Source organism: Nostoc sp. DedQUE07 (assembly GCF_034530975.2).
Lineage (GTDB): Bacteria > Cyanobacteriota > Cyanobacteriia > Cyanobacteriales > Nostocaceae > Nostoc.
Genome location: NZ_JAVRCC020000014.1, coordinates 1 through 18,586, shown reverse-complemented (window position 1 = coordinate 18,586; position 18,586 = coordinate 1). Strand labels below are relative to the sequence as shown.

General features: G+C 41.1%; 17 protein-coding genes and 1 pseudogene. 12 read left to right on the top strand and 6 right to left on the bottom strand.

The genetic code is table 11. The features are described from left to right. Nucleotides 1-321 precede the first annotated feature (321 nt). The 7 genes from RMZ95_RS13475 to RMZ95_RS13445 all read left to right on the top strand — a co-directional run bounded on the left by RMZ95_RS13475 (nucleotide 322) and on the right by RMZ95_RS13445 (nucleotide 5,217). Complete coding sequence (locus tag RMZ95_RS13475; protein WP_322683004.1) at nucleotides 322-1,497, top strand: Re/Si-specific NAD(P)(+) transhydrogenase subunit alpha; 1,176 nt, start codon at nucleotides 322-324, stop codon at nucleotides 1,495-1,497. A gap of 126 nt (nucleotides 1,498-1,623) precedes the next feature. Further along, nucleotides 1,624-1,917 (top strand): NAD(P) transhydrogenase subunit alpha, encoded by a 294-nt coding sequence (locus tag RMZ95_RS13470; protein WP_138499926.1) that lies wholly within the window; start codon nucleotides 1,624-1,626, stop codon nucleotides 1,915-1,917. After that, nucleotides 1,914-3,320: an NAD(P)(+) transhydrogenase (Re/Si-specific) subunit beta gene (locus RMZ95_RS13465; RefSeq protein ID WP_322683003.1), complete on the top strand. Its 1,407-nt coding sequence runs from the start codon at nucleotides 1,914-1,916 to the stop codon at nucleotides 3,318-3,320. Before RMZ95_RS13470 ends, RMZ95_RS13465 begins: the two co-directional genes overlap by 4 nt. A 255-nt stretch (nucleotides 3,321-3,575) precedes the next feature. After that, nucleotides 3,576-3,866 carry a hypothetical protein gene (locus tag RMZ95_RS13460; protein ID WP_322683002.1) on the top strand — a complete coding sequence of 97 codons (291 nt, stop codon included), beginning with the start codon at nucleotides 3,576-3,578 and terminating at the stop codon, nucleotides 3,864-3,866. Nucleotides 3,867-3,913: 47 nt separating this feature from the next. Further along, on the top strand, nucleotides 3,914-4,180 hold the full coding sequence (locus RMZ95_RS13455) for a hypothetical protein (protein ID WP_322683001.1): 267 nt from the start codon (nucleotides 3,914-3,916) through the stop codon (nucleotides 4,178-4,180). After that, the gene (locus RMZ95_RS13450; protein WP_322683000.1) at nucleotides 4,177-5,076 is read left to right on the top strand and encodes a DUF4351 domain-containing protein; all 900 of its coding nucleotides are present in this window, start codon (nucleotides 4,177-4,179) and stop codon (nucleotides 5,074-5,076) included. The genes RMZ95_RS13455 and RMZ95_RS13450 overlap by 4 nt, the downstream gene beginning before the upstream one ends. Before the next feature lie 3 nt (nucleotides 5,077-5,079). Then, nucleotides 5,080-5,217, top strand: coding sequence for a hypothetical protein (locus tag RMZ95_RS13445; RefSeq protein ID WP_322682999.1), 138 nt, complete (start codon nucleotides 5,080-5,082; stop codon nucleotides 5,215-5,217). A 37-nt stretch (nucleotides 5,218-5,254) separates the two neighbouring features. On the opposite strand, the gene RMZ95_RS13440 is transcribed toward RMZ95_RS13445, so the two are convergent. The 3 genes from RMZ95_RS13440 to petN form a co-directional block, all read right to left on the bottom strand. Continuing rightward, a complete protein-coding gene (locus RMZ95_RS13440) occupies nucleotides 5,255-8,404 on the bottom strand; it encodes a GAF domain-containing protein (protein WP_322682998.1) in 3,150 nt (1,049 codons plus the stop codon). A gap of 152 nt (nucleotides 8,405-8,556) precedes the next feature. Next, nucleotides 8,557-8,718: a hypothetical protein gene (locus RMZ95_RS13435; RefSeq protein WP_322670936.1), complete on the bottom strand. Its 162-nt coding sequence runs from the start codon at nucleotides 8,716-8,718 to the stop codon at nucleotides 8,557-8,559. Between the two features lie 7 nt (nucleotides 8,719-8,725). Continuing rightward, on the bottom strand, nucleotides 8,726-8,815 hold the full coding sequence (gene petN, locus RMZ95_RS13430) for a cytochrome b6-f complex subunit PetN (RefSeq protein WP_017322509.1): 90 nt from the start codon (nucleotides 8,813-8,815) through the stop codon (nucleotides 8,726-8,728). Between the two features lie 279 nt (nucleotides 8,816-9,094). Between petN and RMZ95_RS13425 the strand changes: the two genes are divergently transcribed. The 5 genes from RMZ95_RS13425 (at nucleotide 9,095) to RMZ95_RS13405 (ending at nucleotide 14,712) form a co-directional block, all read left to right on the top strand. Beyond that, the gene (locus RMZ95_RS13425) at nucleotides 9,095-10,981 is read left to right on the top strand and encodes an ATP-binding protein (protein ID WP_322682997.1); all 1,887 of its coding nucleotides are present in this window, start codon (nucleotides 9,095-9,097) and stop codon (nucleotides 10,979-10,981) included. 30 nt (nucleotides 10,982-11,011) lie between these two features. Further along, entirely contained in the window at nucleotides 11,012-12,274 is a 1,263-nt protein-coding gene (locus tag RMZ95_RS13420) for a sensor histidine kinase (RefSeq protein WP_322682996.1), read from the top strand. A 125-nt stretch (nucleotides 12,275-12,399) separates the two neighbouring features. Beyond that, on the top strand, nucleotides 12,400-12,834 hold the full coding sequence (locus tag RMZ95_RS13415) for a hypothetical protein (RefSeq protein WP_322671001.1): 435 nt from the start codon (nucleotides 12,400-12,402) through the stop codon (nucleotides 12,832-12,834). Between the two features lie 178 nt (nucleotides 12,835-13,012). After that, nucleotides 13,013-13,585 carry a 3'-5' exonuclease gene (locus RMZ95_RS13410; protein ID WP_322670933.1) on the top strand — a complete coding sequence of 191 codons (573 nt, stop codon included), beginning with the start codon at nucleotides 13,013-13,015 and terminating at the stop codon, nucleotides 13,583-13,585. A gap of 329 nt (nucleotides 13,586-13,914) precedes the next feature. Then, complete coding sequence (locus RMZ95_RS13405) at nucleotides 13,915-14,712, top strand: superoxide dismutase (RefSeq protein WP_322670932.1); 798 nt, start codon at nucleotides 13,915-13,917, stop codon at nucleotides 14,710-14,712. Nucleotides 14,713-14,756: 44 nt separating this feature from the next. On the opposite strand, the pseudogene RMZ95_RS13400 reads toward RMZ95_RS13405, so the two are convergent. The 3 genes and pseudogenes from RMZ95_RS13400 to RMZ95_RS13390 all read right to left on the bottom strand — a co-directional run. Continuing rightward, nucleotides 14,757-15,281, bottom strand: a pseudogene (locus RMZ95_RS13400) (ABC transporter ATP-binding protein); the annotation flags it as partial. 209 nt (nucleotides 15,282-15,490) lie between these two features. Next, the gene (locus RMZ95_RS13395) at nucleotides 15,491-16,810 is read right to left on the bottom strand and encodes a hypothetical protein (protein ID WP_322682995.1); all 1,320 of its coding nucleotides are present in this window, start codon (nucleotides 16,808-16,810) and stop codon (nucleotides 15,491-15,493) included. A 125-nt stretch (nucleotides 16,811-16,935) separates the two neighbouring features. Next, nucleotides 16,936-17,634 carry a hypothetical protein gene (locus RMZ95_RS13390; RefSeq protein WP_322670930.1) on the bottom strand — a complete coding sequence of 233 codons (699 nt, stop codon included), beginning with the start codon at nucleotides 17,632-17,634 and terminating at the stop codon, nucleotides 16,936-16,938. Nucleotides 17,635-18,586 lie beyond the last annotated feature (952 nt).

The window sequence follows — 18,586 nt, the reverse complement described above, 5'->3', positions numbered from 1 at the left end:
AACAACCTAAAGATAAAGATGCAAAATTTGGGAATCAATTTAGGATGTGCAATACATAACCCTGTTTGCAAATATCTGAAAATATGACATCTGCGAGCGGCAAAGCAAAAAGTCCGATTGGAGGGAACCTCCGCTCAGAACTTTACAAAAAAATGAGGCTTTGTCTAGAGAGCAAAGAGTGGGAGAGGAAAGATTCAAGGTTCAATCTACAAGTAAAATTCATGGCTGATGTTCCTGCCTAAGTACTATGAGTGCGGGACACCCATCATCTGGACAATCGCTTACTTGGCAGAGATTAGGTATTTATCTTCAGGAGATTTCATGAGAATAGCAGTTGCTAAAGAAATTGAAGTTTGTGAACGTCGTGTGGCATTAATTCCTGACACCGTTGCCCGATTGGTAAAACAAGGTTTGGAAGTTTGGGTAGAAGCGGGTGCAGGAGAACGCTCATTTTTTGGCGATCCTGACTATGAAGCAGCAGGAGCCACAATAATCAGCGATACTGCCAAATTATGGGGTGAAACAGATATTCTGCTGAAAGTAAGTCCACCGCAAGAACGAGAAGATGGACGCTCAGAAGTTGATTTGTTAAAGGAAGGGGCTGTATTAGTCAGTTTCCTCAATCCCTTGGGAAATCCTGTTGTGGCGCAGCAACTAGCAAATCGGAAAGTCACAGCTTTGAGTATGGAGATGATCCCCCGTACCACCAGGGCGCAAAGTATGGATGCTTTGTCCTCGCAAGCTTCATTAGCCGGTTACAAAGCAGTATTAATTGCCGCCGCAGCCTTACCGAAATACTTTCCGATGTTAACCACAGCCGCAGGCACGATCGCTCCAGCGAAAGTATTTATTATGGGCGCTGGTGTAGCCGGATTGCAAGCGATCGCCACCGCTAGACGTTTGGGAGCAGTGGTAGAAGCCTTTGATATCCGTCCCGCCGTCAAAGAAGAAGTGCAAAGCTTAGGGGCAAAATTCGTTGAAGTCAAATTAGACGAAGAAACCGTCGCTGCTGGCGGTTACGCCAAAGAAATTTCTGAGGCTAGCAAACAACGTACTCAAGAAGTTGTCGCCGAACACATTAAGAATTCTGATGTAGTGATTACTACAGCCCAAGTACCTGGAAGACAAGCACCACGGCTAGTTACAGAAGAAATGGTGGCACAAATGAAACCAGGTTCAGTAATTGTGGATTTGGCTGCTGAACAAGGTGGTAACTGCGCCTGCACAGAACCCGGCAAAGATATTGTATGGAACGGCGTAACAATTATCGGCCCCATCAATCTCCCATCATCAATGCCAATTCACGCCAGCCAATTGTATGCCAAGAACGTAACCTCGTTGATTCAACTGCTAATTAACAAAGAGAAAGCTTTGCAGGTGGACTTTGGCGACGACATCGTTGATGCAGCTTGCGTTACCCACGCAGGTGAAATTCGCAATCAACGAGTGCGGGATGCACTACAAGCATCGAATACTCAGCAACCGGCGGTTAATTAGGGACTGGGAAGTAAGAATTTTAGATTTTAGATTTTAGATTTTAGATTGAAATTTAATCCAAAATTTAAAATCCAAAATCCAAAATTGAATCGCCCAATGCCCATTTACACAAGGAGTTTTGATTTCATGACAGAGGCATTACTTGCTGCTTTGTTTGTATTTGTATTGGCATCTTTTATCGGCTTTGAAGTTATCAACAAAATCCCACCGACTTTACACACGCCCCTAATGTCAGGCTCAAACGCGATTTCTGGCATTTCGGTACTTGGGGCAATAGTGGCTTCAGGTGCTAGAGAAACAACTGTGTCAGTGATTCTCGGTTTAATTGCCGTAGTACTAGCTACAGTCAACGTTGTAGGTGGCTTTCTAGTCACAGATAGAATGCTGCAAATGTTCAAGAAGAAGGAGATTAAGGCGTGAGCGACTTTTTACCAACTGGCATTCAGCTGACATATTTAGTCGCTGCATCCTTATTCATTTTTGGTTTGAAAAAGCTGGGTTCACCAGCTACAGCGCGAAACGGTAATGTGATTGCATCTGTGGGGATGCTGCTAGCAATTGTGGCGACAATGCTAGATCGGAATGTGTTGAACTACGAGATGATATTGTTGGGCTTGGCGATTGGATCGGGAATTGGGGCGATCGTTGCCTACAAAGTCCAAATGACGGAAATGCCCCAAATGGTGGGTTTACTCAACGGTTTGGGTGGTGCGGCTTCTGCATTAGTCGCCGTTGCTGAATTTTGGCGATTATTGGATTCTGGCGCACCCGTACCCTTAGATGTGAACATTTCCATGCTATTGGACGTGTTAATCGGTGGTGTTACCTTCACAGGTAGTTTCTTAGCCTTTGCTAAATTGCAAGGTTTAATTAGCGGTTCTCCGATTACATTTCCTTTCCAGCAACCATTTAACCTCTTACTTCTGGGTGCTTATTTGGTAGGTAGTGCCTATTTAATCATCACACCAGATAGCTTACCCATATTCTTGGGAGTGGTAGCTGTTTCCTTAGTGCTGGGTGTGATGTTCGTCATCCCCATTGGTGGCGGCGATATGCCAGTGGTAATTTCGCTGTTAAACTCCTTGTCAGGTGTAGCGGCGGCGGCTGCTGGTTTCGTGGTGATGAACAATATGTTAATCATCGCTGGTGCTTTGGTAGGAGCATCTGGCTTAATCCTCACCGAGATTATGTGTAAGGCGATGAACCGCTCTCTCTTCAGTGTGCTGTTCAGCGCTTTTGGTACAGGATCTACTTCTGGCGGTGGTGCTGCTGGTGGTGGTGCAACCGATCAAACTGTTCGCAGTATCGATCCCGAAGAAGGGGCGATGATGTTGGGTTATGCCCGTTCTGTAGTAATTGTGCCTGGTTATGGTATGGCAGTTGCCCAAGCGCAACATAGCGTCCGGGAATTATCCGATCAGTTAGAAAAAATGGGCGTTGATGTCAAGTATGCCATTCACCCTGTTGCTGGTAGAATGCCGGGGCACATGAATGTGTTGCTAGCAGAGGCAAATGTGGCTTATACCCAGTTGTATGACATGGATGATATTAATCCCCAGTTTGAACAAGCGGATGTGGCTTTGGTAATTGGGGCAAATGATGTGGTAAATCCGGCGGCGCGGAGTGATGCAAATAGCCCGATTTATGGTATGCCGATTTTGGAAGTAGATCGGGCGAAGCAGACGATTGTGATTAAGCGCGGGATGAGTACGGGTTTTGCCGGTGTAGATAATGAGTTGTTCTACAAGGATAAAACGACGATGCTTTTTGGTAGTGCGAAGGATATGGTGGCGAAGTTGGTTTCGGAAGTGAAGCAACTTTAACGAACCGCAGAGAGAGGCGCGAAGGAAGAATTTAGAGAGTTAGCTTGCCTTGGGGGTGTGATATTCCCAAGGCAAATTTTTTAATCATAAAAATATTATCTAAGTGAATATTCCATAGGACTTCGGTTTGATTAATGAAAAGTTTTTTAGATAAAAGCTTTACTTAACAAAGATTTTAGTCTAAGTATGCTTTCAAAAATAAAATAGGAGTTTTATATTATATAATAAGTATCTTTATTAAATAAGGATGATTACATGACTTACAACAATTTTACTCGTTTCCTTTTCGGCGAAAAGATCAATCAAGAGCCATGTTCATTATTTGGCTCTCTCCCTATGAATTCATCACAACAATTGAAGCAAGAGACAGAACAAATAACTAAAGAGGAAGCAAGTAAAAGAGAAAAATGGTTGCGTCAATTTTTAGTAGAAGAAAAGAAAATAAGACAAAACCAAAACGATATTTTATTACAGCAAGATAGTTCTTCTACAAATCGTGCGTACTTAGCCGTAAAAGCTATTACAGGCAGAAGCACTTTCGGCTGATATTACTTCCTCTATGTCCTCTGCGCCTCTGCGGTTCGTTAAAAAAGGTGATCGCCTGCAAAAAACTCCACCGTGCGATCGCCTCTTCTATTCTTCCTTGGCGTCTTGGCGGTTCGTTAAAAAAGCGTAGGCGAAGCCAGCCGTTGGCGAAGCCTCTCGTAGAGAAGGTATCGCCTGAAAAATTTCCACTGTGCGATCGCTCCCTTCTGACTCTGTGTTCTCTGCGCCTAGAAAGGTTCGTTAAAAAGAGCGATCGCCAATCTCCACAATGCGTAGGCGATCGCCCATCAAAACATGATATAAATTTGACATGATAGACCACGATCGCTTATTTAAAGAACTATTAACAACCTTCTTCTGGGAGTTCATCGAGTTATTTTTTCCAGAGATAACAGCTTATCTGGAACGGGATACGATCTCTTTCATTGACAAAGAGGTATTTACCGATGTTACTGCTGGAGAAAAATATGAAACTGACTTAGTAGTAAAAGCGCGATTTAGAGAGCAAGAATCGTTTTTTCTAATACATCTAGAACATCAAGCTTATTATCAAGAAGCTTTTGATTTGCGGATGTATCGCTACTTCGCTAGATTGTATGAAAAATACGCCTTGCCAGTATATCCTATCGCTTTATTTTCTTACGATAGCCCCAAAAAGGCTGAAACAAATTTTCATCAAGTAGCATTTTCCAATAAAGTTGTCTTGCAGTTTAACTATGATGTCATCCAGTTAAATCATCTGAATTGGCGAGAATATCTGCAACAGCAAAATCCCGTAGCTAGTGCGCTCATGGCTAAAATGAACATAGCGCCAAAAGACAGGCCCAAAGTAAAATCTGAGTGTCTGCGCCTGCTAGCTACCTTGCAGCTAGATCCAGCGCGAATACAATTGATTTCCGGGTTTATTGATACTTATCTGCGACTAAATGCCCAAGAAGAAGAAATTTTCCAGACTGAAATTGCTCAATTTGAACCAACTCAACAGGAGGTTGTTATGCAAATCGTCACCAGTTGGATGGAGTCAGGGATACAACAAGGAGAGTTAAAAATAATCCAGCGTCTATTAACAAAGCGAATTGGTGTAATTACTGCTGAATTACAAGAGCGGCTGCGCGGGTTATCGTTAACTCAGTTAGAGGATTTAGCGGAAGCCTTACTAGATTTTTCCACTGAAGCTGATTTAATGGCTTGGTTGCAACAGCAGCAATAAGATATGTATTCCACAAGGGGAGCGATCGCTTTCTCCTTCCTCTCTGTCCTCTGCGCCTGGAGTGGTTCTTTAAAAAGAGCGATCGCCTGTAAAATCTTCAGCGTGCGATCGCCTTTTTTCTCCTTCCTGTGTGTCCTCTGACGTAGCCTCTCATAGAGAATGCATCGCCTATTTTTTCCTAACTAATTGTCCTTTTCATCGGAATTTGTATCCAGAACTCACAGCCATTAGCAGGTTCAGAAACACATTTGATATTACCGCCGTGTTTTTCTACAATAATTTGGTAACTAATAGATAACCCCAAACCAGTACCTTGGCCAGGTTGTTTGGTAGTAAAGAAAGGTTCAAAAATGCGCGATCGCACAATCTCTGGAATCCCACAACCATTGTCAGCAATCCAAATCAGAACAATATTCTCTTCTATAACTTCTGTACGTATCCAAATTTTAGGATTGTCAATTTTTTTGCCACTAATTGCTGAGTTTTCCAGTGCATCAATCGCGTTGTTGAGAATATTCATAAACACCTGATTCATCTGGGCTGCATAGCAGACTACTGGAGGCAATTCACCATATTGCTTAACTACCTCAATAGCAAAAGAATTAGTTTGTGGTTGCAGTCGATGTTGTAAAATTAGCAAAGTACTGTCGATACCTTCATGAAGGTCAACGGGCTTCATTCCTGATTCGTCAAGCCGAGAAAAACTTCGTAACGACAAGACTAATTGAGAGATCCGCTCTGCACCCATCTTCATTGAAGCCAGAATTTTGGGCAAGTCATCATTAATGAAATCTAAATCTAATGCTGCTACTTGCTTTTTAATTTCTTCTGTTGTCTTAGGATACTGTTTCTGATAAAGGCGCAGTAATTTAAATAAATTTTCGGTATGTTCGGTAACATAAGTGATATTCCCATAAATGAAACTAATCGGGTTATTAATTTCATGTGCTACACCAGCAACTAACTGCCCTAAACCTGCCATTTTTTCACTTTGAATTAACTGACTCTGAGTGTCCTGTAATTCTTTCAGAGTCTGGGTCAACTCTTCTTTTTGACATTGAGTTTGTTCTAGTAATTCCGCTTGCTGAAGTCCTACGCCTAACTGAGTACCAATTTGCATCAACAAATCTACTTCATCTTCTTGCCAATCACGGGGTTTGATATTTTGATAAGCTGCTAGCAATCCCCAAAGTTTCTCACCCTGAAAAATCGGCACAATCATATATGCCCTAGCCTCCATGAGTTCGATCAGGGCAATATAAGGAATAGAATCATCGGTGCTGTAAATATCCTTAATAACAAGAGTTTTACCATTAGCAAAATCCCCACCTTGGGTTTCTTGCAAGTAATTACTTGCATAGGCGTAGCCTGTCGTAGACATTGCAGGTACAATTTCCTTTACTGATGTCCAACCTTCGGCTAAAGACTCAGCAACAAATTTCCCACTCCAATCAGTCCCGAATCGATAGATTGTTACTCGGTCAACTTCCAATAACCGTCGGACTTCTTCTGTACTGGTCGCAAAAATGGTGTCAATATCAAGAGAGTGGCGGATTTTCTCCACTGTTGCAGCTAAGGCCTTCTGTCTTTCGGCTGCTTTCCGTTCTCGTTCGGCGGCTTGAGCCAGTTTTTCGGCTTGCACCTGCATCTGTTTCAAGGATTCAGCTTGCTGTAATGCTACCCCCAATTGAACGCCAACTTGGGCTAGCAAGTTGATTTCTTCATCTTGCCAATAACGGGGCTGGGAGTTTTGATAAGCTACTAGCAATCCCCACAGCTTTTCACCCTGAGAAATTGGTACAAAAACTTCATTACGTGCATACTTACCCGCTTGTTTTCCTTGCACAAGAACGCGTTCTGTCACAGGCTGCGGCTTAACCATTGGTGTCCAGCCATCAACGATCGAATCAGCCACAAATTCGCCACTCCAATCAGGATAGAAGCGATAAATTGCGACTCGTTCCACTTCTAATAACCGACGAACTTCTTGAGTAGTGGTTTTAAATATGGCTTCAATTTCAAGAGACTGACGAATTTTTTCTACTGTGTGCGCTAACGCTCTTTGCCTTTCAGCAGCTTTGCTGATATCTGCTGCTTGAATCTGCATTTGTTGGATAAATTCCGCTTGCTGCAAAGCCACACCTAGTTGAGTACCCACTTGAGTAAGCAAGTAAACCTCATCTTTTTGCCAATCACGGGTTCCAGCATTTTGGTATGCTGCTAGCAAGCCCCAGAGCTTTTGACCGTGGTAAATAGCAACGATCGCATAAGCTTTTGCTTGATATATCTCTAAAATTTTAATGTAGCAGTCACTAAAGCCTGAATTGTAAATATCATTACAAATTCGGTACACTTCACACTGAGTGAAGTTCCCACCCTCTGTATCTTGTAAATAGGTATCAGCGACTGGAGGTTTAGCTAAATCTTTGGCGCTACATTCGCTGACGTTATCTTTCAATTCCGGGCGTTGCGACTGTTGATCTATCAGGGAAACCCAACCCTCTGCCACTGATTCAAACACGAATTCACCACTCCAATCGGGATTGAACCGATAGATAGCCACGCGATCGGCATTTAGTAGCTGCCTAAGTTCTGCGGTGGTTGTGTGGAAAATGATTTCCAAATCTAAGGACTGGCGAATTTTCTCAATGGTGATAGCTATAGTTTTCTGCCATTGAGCCGCTTTTTCTCTGGCTTTTGCTTGTGCTAGTTCTGTTGATTGTAGTTTGACTTGTTCGAGGAAATCTGCTTGCTGTAAAGCAACTCCTAGATGTTCGGCAATTAATTGCACAAACTCAATTTCTGATGCTTCCCATTGTCGAGGACTACCACACTGATGAATACACAACAATCCCCATAAATCTTTACCTTTGATCAAGGGGGCAATTATACTGGCACGTACTTGGAATTTTTCCAGAATCTGGATGTAGCAATCACTGGCATTTACTTGATAAATATCAGTTATTGCTCTAATTCGACCTTGCTGATAAAGTCCTGCGAACTCCTCACTAAAGCAGTGGTCGCGCAGTTTGGCTGCTAATGCCGAATTCCATTCGGTTGCCACATCTTCATAGATAAATTCTCCTTCCCATGCCAAATCAGGATAAAAACGAAACACGCCAACCCGATCGCTTTTCAGAAGTTGGCGGACTTCAGTGACTGTAATTTTGAAAATAGTTTCTATGTCTAGAGACTCCCGAATACGGGCAATAACTCCAGATAAGGCTTTTTGTTGCTCATTCTGACGCAAGGAGCATGTTACATCTGAATGAGATTCTTGCCGTTCTGAATTTGGTTGTATGGATTGAGTAGTAGAGGAGTTTTCCATTCCCAGTGGGACTTTAAATATTGAAAGTCTTCTATTTCATGATTCCCGTTGCGATCGCAAAGGTAACAGTTATTTCCTGGGAATGTCATAAAAACAATGTAGGGACGCGATACAATCGCGTCCCTACAAAAAGATTTTCAATTACCAGAAAACTATCGCCGCTTGGGAGTGGCGCTGCGGGTGGTGCGTTTTTCTTCATCTCGGCGACGGCGATCGCGCCAATCCGCCAGGGTTAAATAACCAATACCACCAGTGACTACTACGAGCAGCACTACAGCAAATAAAACCAAAATACTCAAGAATGGACTTTCCACAATGCCTCTATAGTCCGTTACGTCCCCACACTACCATTGCAATTGACCAAGTAAACACAACTAACAACGCTACCCAACCTAGTGTCAAAATCTCCATAGTCCCACTTTTCAAATAATTACAAAAGGTTTCTAATACTTATCATACAGGGATTGGGCAGGCTGAGATTTTTTTATCAATCAGATTGTAACTTTTGCGTGTGATCTTTACGACAGAGTACGTTTACACAAAAAAGACACCAACTTTTCTTGATACGTTAGTACTTAAAGCAACGATAAACACGAATGTAAAAAAGTAGCGATCGCGCTTTCTGACTTGATACTTTTGGGAATACTAGGGCTATGGGTATATATTTCCAATCCAGCAACCCCTAATATCATGCCGACATTTTTCAACTATCCTTTCCACTCCAACGGTTTTATACCTCATGGACATTGTTATCTTTGGCAAACTGGATTAGTCTGGCTGCACATTATTTCTGATGCCACGATCGCTCTAGCCTATTATTCTATTCCCTTCCTACTGATTTACTTTATTTCTAAGCGTAAAGACCTTCCTTTTAATGGCGTCTTTTTGTTATTTGGTGCTTTTATCATTGCTTGCGGTACTGGGCACTTAATGGATATTTGGACGCTTTGGCATCCAAATTATTGGGTTGCAGGTAGTTTAAAAGCTCTAACTGCCATTATTTCGATATATACGGCATTTGCGTTATTTTATCTCATGCCTCAAGCTCTAACACTACCTAGTCCAACCCAGTTAGAAGTTATCAATCGAGCGCTTTCAACTGAAATTGTCGAGCGCAAGCGCATCGAAAAAGAATTACGCCTTGCAGAAGAAGTTGCTCAAAACTCCAGCCAAGCCAAGAGTGAATTTCTCGCCAATATGAGTCATGAACTACGCACACCTCTTAACGGTATTTTGGGCTATACACAAATTCTTCAACGCACAGAATCTTTGAGTGAAAAAGGACGTAAAGGAGTCAGCATCATTTATCAATGTGGTTCTCATCTTTTAACCCTAATTAATGATGTTCTGGATCTCTCCAAAATAGAAGCCCGGAAACTAGAATTGTATCCTGTTGATTTCTACTTACCTGCCTTTATAGATAGCGTGACTGAAATTTCTCGCATCCGCGCAGAACAAAAGGTGATTGCATTTCACGTCCAACTCGATCCTAATTTACCAACGGGCATTCATACTGATGAAAAACGCTTGCGGCAAGTACTGATTAACTTGCTGAGTAATGCGATTAAATTTACTAATGAAGGTAGTGTCACCTTCAAAGTTAAGGTCATTGCTAAACAATCAAACACCAATGGAAAAACTAACTACAAAATTCGTTTTGAGGTAATAGATACTGGTGCTGGAATAATCCCTGAACAAGCGCAGAAAATCTTCCAACCCTTTGAACAAGTAGGAAATCAAAAACGACAATCTGAAGGTACAGGTTTGGGATTAGCAATCAGCCAAAACATTGTTTTGTTGATGGGTGGTCAGATTCAGGTACAAAGTGAATTTGGCAAAGGTAGTACTTTCTGGTTTGAGGCAGAATTTCCAGAATCTAAAGACTGGGCAAAGGTTTCTAGAGTGGTCGAGCAAGGAACTATTATTGGTTATCAAGGACAAAGCCGCACCATTTTGATTGCGGATGACAAATGGGAAAATCGATCGGTAATTGTAAATTTACTAGAACCAGTTGGGTTTACTGTTGTAGAAGCTAGTCAGGGTCAGGAAGGATGGGAAAAGGCTCTAGCCCACAAACCAGACTTGATTATTACTGACTTAGTGATGCCTATATTGAATGGATTTGAGTTGATCGATCGTTTACGTAAATCTGAGCAATTTAAAGAGATTGCTGTCATCGCTTCCTCAGCCAGTGTGTTTGCAGCCGACCAGTACAAGAGTATTGATGTAGGTGCAAATGCATTTCTACCAAAGCCTGTAGAAGCTGAAACGCTGCTGGAAATGCTACGACAGTTTTTGCAACTGGAATGGATTTTTGACGTAAAGGTAGATGAAATCAAAAAAACCAATATAGATGCTTTGGATCGACCAAATGAGATGATTTATCCTGCCAAAGAGGTTTTGCAAGATTTACTCGAACTGACAAAAGACGGTGATATTCAAAAAGTTTTGGAACTGGCCGAGGAACTTTCTAAATCTGACGAGCGTTTAAGCATTTTTGTCCAGCAAATCGTCCAGCTTGCTAGTAATTTCCAACTCAAACGTTTGGAAACTTTTATTCAAGAATATATCAATTAATTTGAGTTAAATTTCAATTTTTAATTAATCATGCTTAAAACCTCAGATACCGGATTTATTTTGATTGTGGATGATAATCCCACAAATTTATCTCTCCTGTGTGAAGCGCTTAATAGTGAGGGTTTTCGTTTTCGGGTTGCAGTCGATGGAGAAAGTGCGATCGCTCAAGTCGAACGCAATCAACCAGAGTTGATTTTGCTGGACGTACAAATGCCTGGTATTGACGGATTTGAAACTTGTCGCCGCCTCAAAGCCAATCCTGTTACCCAAAACATTCCGATTATTTTCACTACTGCATTAGCGGATACAGAGAGCAAAACGAAGGGATTTTCCCTTGGCGCAGTTGACTATATCCCGAAACCATTTGCCCAAGAAGAAGTGATTGCAAGAGTACGCGTACATTTACAACTCAAACAATTGACTGAATCTTTGGAACAACAAGTTAGCGATCGCACCAGGGCTTTGCAAAAAGCCCAAGTCCAATTAGTACAGCAAGAGAAACTATCAACACTCGGAGAGCTAATCGCTGGTATTGGCCATGAAATCAATAACCCGATCAACTTTATTTCCAGCAATATTCCACCCTTGCAAGAATATATTACAGCAGTAACCGAGTTGCTTCTACTATATGAACAAGAGTATCCAAACCCAACAGCCAAAATTACCAAAACTATTGAGAACTTGGATCTAAACTTTGTTCTCGAAGATATGGGAAAAATCTTGAACTCACTCCACATAGGAAGCGAACGAATTCGCAACCTTTCTAGTTCACTCCGCAGTTTCTGTCGCTCGGATAGCGATGCCAAAATATCTGCTGATTTACATCAAGGAATAGATAGTACCCTAATGATTTTGCAACACCGCCTCCATGCTAATAGCGATCGTCCCCGCATTGAAGTGATTAAAAATTATGGAGAATTACCACAGGTTAAGTGTTATCTAGGGCAGATGAATCAAGTGTTTATGAACATTCTCGCGAATGCAATTGATGCCCTTGATGAAGCTATAATGGAAGGCAAAATCAGCAATATAATTCCTCAGATTAAAATTATCACAGAAATAGATTCTCAACAATTGGTTATAATTCGGATTGCTGACAATGGGATTGGTATTCCTGAACGGCTGAAAAAACGCTTGTTTGAGCCGTTGTTTACGACAAAAACTGTTGGCAAAGGTACTGGACTTGGCTTGTCGATCGCATACCAAATTATTGTAGAAAAACACGAAGGTATATTAGAAGTGAATTCTCAACCTGGTATGGGAACCGAATTTATCATCAAAATTCCCACTTGAGAGCGGTATTTAATTAATGACAAAGCTGCTCAAGCATTTATCATACTGGAGAGTAAGGAAAAATTTCCCTAATATCTAATCCTTAACTTCTATATAGAGTGAACTCAATTTTAGATCCTCAATTAATGGCAGAACGCATAGAATCCCTCAAGGCTGGAATAGTTGGGGGATTCTCTGTGTGTTTGGCTTTTGCGATCGCTAACCTGTTGAATACTTTCATACTGGCAAAGTATTTTCAGACACTTGTATGTCTGCAAAGTGATGTTAACTGGCACTTGGTGGTGAGTGGTGCGATCGCAACTTTTATTGGTTTCCTATTTGGTGTCACCTACCGCTATATCATCCGCTCCGATCGAAATCCCCAACTCAAAGCTGGTGGCGTGTTAGCCTTTGGCTTGGTGCGCGGATTAACTCAGATAGAATTTGGGTGGAATTCCCACAGCGCAATTTGGCCTTTTTTGGTGTTGGCGGCAGAAAGTTTGTTATGGTTTGCGCTGGCTGCGATCGCTCTTGATATCGCTATTCAACTCCGTTGGGTTAAACCTTTTTCATCAATCTAAATTTCTGTAATCTTACAGCTACCTGTAAGCCTATACAGAAGGTTGTGGTTCAAATAAATGAAAAAAGCAAAGCTACTGTAAACATTACGTTCTTGTAGTATAATGTATGCGATTACTACAAACTTCATAGTTTTAAAATATAAGTATAAAAAGTTACTAATATTATTCTCAATCTAATATGAATACTAGAATATCTCACTATTATCTGATAGTTGATTTGGAAGCTACATGCTGTAACAGTAAAACTATTCCACGTCACCAAATGGAAATCATTGAAATCGGTGCAGTGATGCTCAACCGAACAACGTGGGAAATTGATTCGGAGTTTCAGCAATTCATCCAACCTGTGAGACATCCGCAACTGACAAATTTTTGCACAGAATTGACTAGTATTCGCCAGCAAGATGTTGACGAAGCGCCAAAATTTTTAGAAGCAATTTCTCGCTTCAAAGAATGGATTAATTTATTTCCTGACTATATTTTTTGTTCTTGGGGTAATTATGACAAAAAGCAATTTATTCAAGATTGCACGTTTCATAATTTCCCTTATCCTTTTACTTCAGAACACATAAATATCAAAGAGGAATTTTCGGAATATCTTGGCGTATCTAAAAAATTTGGCATGGCACAAGCTCTCAATGAGTTGGGGATAGAATTAAAAGGTACACATCATCGTGGCATTGATGATGCCCGCAACATTGCAGCTATTTACAGACAGATGAAAAACAAAAAAAATCAGCTGAATAAATAATAGAAAATTTGTAGTGGTGTTGCCTAGTTCAAATAGTGGATAAAATCTAGCTATTATGCTGTAAACAAGATGTTCGTACAGGCAAATGGGACTCCCATACATAATAAAGTTAGGAGTTGTATGAATAATTCTTATTCTTAATCCAAGAGATTTATTCTTTACAAGGTTTGAATGATAAGTTTAAAAAATAAAATTTTAGCTAGATTTATTTTTGCTTTAATTAACTGATAACTAAGGTAATATATATAATATTTGGCTTAATATAACTGCAAAATAACACTCTAAGATCGGGTTATAAGCCAATAATATTGATTTTGAGGCTACAATTTATGATCGGATTTTGGCGAAAAAAAATAGTTTTTTTCTTCACAACAATTGTGTTGACAATTCTGCTAATTTATCACGAACCAGTACCAATAGCTGAGGCCCAAACTTCTACACCAACACCTACTAGACCGTTTGCCACTGTAGCTTATCCTAATAGGTCATTAAGTACTTCTCCCGCACAACTAGCACCATTACCTTATGCTTATGGGGCACTCGGAAAAGCGATTGATGCTGAAACGATGAAATTGCATCATGATGCACATCATGCTAGCTACGTCAAGAACTTAAATGATGCATTAAAGCAGTATCCAGATTTGCAAAAAAGAAGTGTTGAAGGTTTACTAGTGAATTTGAACAGCGTACCTGAAGATATTCGGACAAAGGTACGTAATAACGCTGGTGGTCATCTCAACCACACGATTTTTTGGCAACTGATGAGTCCCCAAGGTGGAGGACAACCATCAGGAGCGATCGCTCAAGAAATTAACCAAACTTTTGGCAGTTTTGATGCCTTTAAAAAACAGTTTAACGCAGCGGGTGCAGCTCGTTTCGGTAGTGGTTGGGTTTGGTTAGTACGCAATCCTCAAAAACAACTCCAGATTGTTACCACAGCAAATCAAGATAACCCGATTATGGAGGGTTCATATCCGATTATGGGTAACGATCTATGGGAACATGCTTATTACCTTAAATATCGCAACCGTCGGGCTGAGTATTTGGATAATTGGTGGAATGTGGTGAATTGGCCGCAGATTAACAGGCGATACCTTTCCTTCTCTACGGGACGCTCTCCGAACTAAACGCTACGCAAAGGGCTGATAAACTACGCCATTTTCATCAGGTTTTATACGCTATGCACATTATCCAGTCTGGTTTGTAGCTTCTTTGTTACCCCTTCAGCTAAACCATCTTTAACATGAATAATCCGATTAGTTTGATCGGCTACATCTGGTTCATGGGTAACGATAACAATCGTGATGCCTTGACTATTTAACTCAGTCAACAAATCCATCACTTCCTGAGATGTTTCACTGTCTAACGCTCCAGTGGGTTCGTCTGCTAGAACAAGTGCAGGGCGATTAACGAGGGCGCGGGCTATGGCTACTCGCTGTTGCTGTCCACCAGACATCTGGTTAGGACGGTTTAACATTCGCTCTGCCAAACCAACGCGGGTTAAAGCTGACTCTGCGCGTTTTCTGCGTTCCGATTTAGGAACACCTGCATAGACCATTGGCAACATCACGTTTTCTAAAGCCGTAGAACGAGCCAGTAAATTAAACTGCTGAAACACAAAACCGATCCGGCGATTGCGGATATATGCCAATTCATCATCGGTTAGCGTAGTTAGGTTTCTGCCTTCTAAAACGAATAGCACTAAGAAAAGCCCAAAGACTTATTGTATCCTCGTTCCCAGCCTGAAGGCTGGGAACGAGTTCTGAGAGGCTCCGCCTCCAGTGGCTTGACCAGAGGCAGAGCCTCTGGCAATACATTCCCAGTCTGAGGACTGGGAACGAGGCGAAACGATGCTACATAAGCCTTTGGGCTTTTCTTAGTGCCATGTATCCCTTTATGTAACAATTACGAATGACGGATTTTTAAAGTTCGGTGTTTGTTACGGACTATCCATAGTAGAACAATTATCAATACAAGCGCTTTGATCGTTGATGGCTCCACTACCTTCTTCACTTCCGTGGGGGTTTGAGGAGTAACATTACACGGAATCTCAACGATCTGTGTGTGATCGGAACTATTACCACTAGGAGTCAGATCGCATTCGCCTTTGTTGGTGAGAGACAAAGGTGTATTTTCTGGAGAAACAGGTACAGGTGGTTGAGATGAAGAAACAGATGGTTGAGCTGAAGAACTATCGCCACTCAGTAGTAGAAGCAGAATTAAACCAAGACCCCCAACGCCAATTATTGGCCAAAGTGGAAAGGAACCAGAACTCTCTGGTACTAAGACATCTCCCGTAGAGCCAGGGAAAGCATCAAAAGCTATTGTTTCTCCGTCCAACGGTAGTGGATTTTCACTCAGCAAAGTATCTCCTGCGATATCTTCTCCTAAGAGCTGATTAAATTCCGCTGGAATCGCATTATTAGGGCGTCCGAGTTCCCCACCATCTTCGGAGTATGGAAAGGATAGGACTTCAAAAATCTTCTGTTGGAGTTGATTCTGATTACCAGAACTCAACGCATCCAAGCCTGTAGAGATTTTATCTAAATAAAAATTTGTCATCTCTGGCGACAGACCTAGAGACTGAATCTGCTCTTGAATATTGGAAATTTTTGAGGCCTCTTCAAACAGCAGTCGTCCGTATGACAATTTCAGGTCTAGTAATCCATTACGGAGGCTAACAGAATCATTGACTCCTGAGTATGGTGCCCAGTAGAACTGCTTGGTTACAAGTCCGAGTCCTTCTACTGGATTGCGACCAAAAGGTTGTCCAAGAAGGTATTGAGATCCATCCATGATTGCGGGGGATGCGTTTCTCCAAAAGGAGGCGTAAGGCACCGCAGAGAGATTAGGATTATTGCCATAGAAGCTAGCGAAATTCTGGAAGTTTTTTTCCCCACCGGCTGCTCGGATCAGAAGGTTTTGATAACTAGTCCCATTGTTTAACTCTACTAATCGTTGGATTACCGATCCAGTCTTATTACAGGTCAGACCAAATCCCACATCACATCCAGGAATGACTCGCATCCGGCTCAAATTCTGGTTATTGATTTGGTACTGGAGATACTCAGACTCCAATCCTTGTTGGATGCCATAGCGTCCAACATTTAGTTGTGCAAAAGCAGACTGACACGTAGTGAGTACTACTGCAACAGATGAAAATGCGATCGCTGCAAAGCGAACTACCTTCGGCATCGCAATTCTTTGAACAATTGATTTAGGCAAGATGCACCTCCACTAGACGACATCAATTTAATTGGGGATTGGTCATTGGTCATTTGTCATTTGTCATTTGTCATTGGTCAAAAATTATTATTCCCCCCTGCCTCTCCTACTTCCTACTCCCCAATTCAACTCTTAGGTAAATCAATGTTGATTGTGATTCCCGTACCTTTGAGATTTCCTGATGAGAGTGTGTGATATAAGACCAATGCCCGGTTTGGTTGGTCGAAAAGATACCCACGACGCGTTGGTTTAATCTTCCCTTCTTTGACTAAGGAAACGAAGGCTTGTAGATATCTACGTATACCTTGACGGTTGTCTTGAGTAGTATTCGTATGATGCTCAATCAGCATCATAAAGAAGTCTAAGCTACGATTTTCCTGACCTTGAATTAGACTGCCTTCATCTAGGAAAGAACTTGCTATGAGCCTGCTATTAACTTGTTTGACCTTAAATAAAGTAAAGTAACGTCCTTCTTTTTTAGGATCGTTCGCATAACAGACCCAAGAACCCTCTTTATTTTGTGTAAAACCCTGTTCAGCAAGGTAAGAAAGCAAAGAATTACTTGTCTTAGTTTGTGGTGGAGGTAATAAATCTTCAATGGGATCTAAAGAGCAAATCCTCTGTGTTGTTTTTAGTGGATAAACAGCAGGTGTCTGCTGGGTATTGACGCGAAAGGGCTGTGTTGTTTTTCGTGGATAAACAGCAGGTGTCTGTTGCGTATTGACGCGAAAGGGCTTGTCATCAGACATTGCCATGCTAGACATTGCAGCCAACGCAGATAATTGCAGAACGATCGCTCCAAACAAACGAACTATGATATTCATGTTTTTCCTGTTACTCTTACTGACTTTGTGAATAATCGAATTTTTACTAGATCGAGATCGATCTAGCAGTCCTAAACTATTTGTTAAATTTAAGTGTTTGCCTGATTTGATCGAGGGTAGCTTAAGTTTTCACTAATCAAATAGGACTTTTATATATAGGTAACTAAGCACAAAGAGAATCAATATCTAAATAAAACACACAATGTTAATATCTTATTGGCAAGATAAATTAGGCTTTTTGATATTTTTACATATACAAAAAACTATTGACATTGCGTCAAAAATTTTCTATTTACTCTTGTCTAATTTTTTGCCATCTTAAGAAGGTTTTATGCCTTTCTCGCTGGCTATGATGATTCCTAAAAAAGAGCTTTAGTTAGCTCTTTAGTACCTTATATAAGCAGAGTTTAAAAAGCTCTGTGCTTTGCACGTTAGGGCTTTTGTTGATTTCCTGGGTAGGTTGAATAATTTTTTGTTTTTTAGAGGTAGCGCACCTAACTAGCTCTTTCAGCATGGTTACAAATTGATGTATAAATAATATCTCCCTGACAGTAAAATAATATTACCATGAGCTTGAGACATGCAACAGTATTGTGGACAGTTGTCAAAGTTGTACACTATGAATCGTAACTACCTCTTCATTAAATTTCATAGCAAATAGGTGAGAGGCAAGCTTAATCTATATTACACACTACTAGTATTAAATTATTAAATAACAACAGTGTGGAAACCGATACTACTAAGTATTAAATATAGCCTTTGTCTAAGTAAAAAACGTATAAAGAATAAATTGCGATCGCTAACCCAACTGTTTAATTACCCTATTAGTAGTCTGTCAACCTAAAAATGCGCTTGTGAGGTTTGGAGAAAGGGGAAAGGGACGAATGTCACTAAGATAAGCGTTAACCCTTGGTATTACTGGTTTTGGGGTGTAGGGTGTGGGGTGTGGGGT

What these genes read in the sequence shown, in the direction of transcription:
- RMZ95_RS13475 (WP_322683004.1), top strand. Translation starts at nt 322, where the DNA reads ATGAGAATAGCAGTTGCTAAAGAAATTGAAGTTTGTGAACGTCGTGTG.
- RMZ95_RS13470 (WP_138499926.1), top strand. Translation starts at nt 1,624, where the DNA reads ATGACAGAGGCATTACTTGCTGCTTTGTTTGTATTTGTATTGGCATCT.
- RMZ95_RS13460 (WP_322683002.1), top strand. Translation starts at nt 3,576, where the DNA reads ATGACTTACAACAATTTTACTCGTTTCCTTTTCGGCGAAAAGATCAAT.
- RMZ95_RS13450 (WP_322683000.1), top strand. Translation starts at nt 4,177, where the DNA reads ATGATAGACCACGATCGCTTATTTAAAGAACTATTAACAACCTTCTTC.
- RMZ95_RS13445 (WP_322682999.1), top strand. Translation starts at nt 5,080, where the DNA reads ATGTATTCCACAAGGGGAGCGATCGCTTTCTCCTTCCTCTCTGTCCTC.
- RMZ95_RS13440 (WP_322682998.1), bottom strand. Translation starts at nt 8,404, where the DNA reads ATGGAAAACTCCTCTACTACTCAATCCATACAACCAAATTCAGAACGG.
- petN (WP_017322509.1), bottom strand. Translation starts at nt 8,815, where the DNA reads ATGGAGATTTTGACACTAGGTTGGGTAGCGTTGTTAGTTGTGTTTACT.
- RMZ95_RS13425 (WP_322682997.1), top strand. Translation starts at nt 9,095, where the DNA reads ATGCCGACATTTTTCAACTATCCTTTCCACTCCAACGGTTTTATACCT.
- RMZ95_RS13420 (WP_322682996.1), top strand. Translation starts at nt 11,012, where the DNA reads ATGCTTAAAACCTCAGATACCGGATTTATTTTGATTGTGGATGATAAT.
- RMZ95_RS13415 (WP_322671001.1), top strand. Translation starts at nt 12,400, where the DNA reads ATGGCAGAACGCATAGAATCCCTCAAGGCTGGAATAGTTGGGGGATTC.
- RMZ95_RS13410 (WP_322670933.1), top strand. Translation starts at nt 13,013, where the DNA reads ATGAATACTAGAATATCTCACTATTATCTGATAGTTGATTTGGAAGCT.
- RMZ95_RS13405 (WP_322670932.1), top strand. Translation starts at nt 13,915, where the DNA reads ATGATCGGATTTTGGCGAAAAAAAATAGTTTTTTTCTTCACAACAATT.
- RMZ95_RS13390 (WP_322670930.1), bottom strand. Translation starts at nt 17,634, where the DNA reads ATGAATATCATAGTTCGTTTGTTTGGAGCGATCGTTCTGCAATTATCT.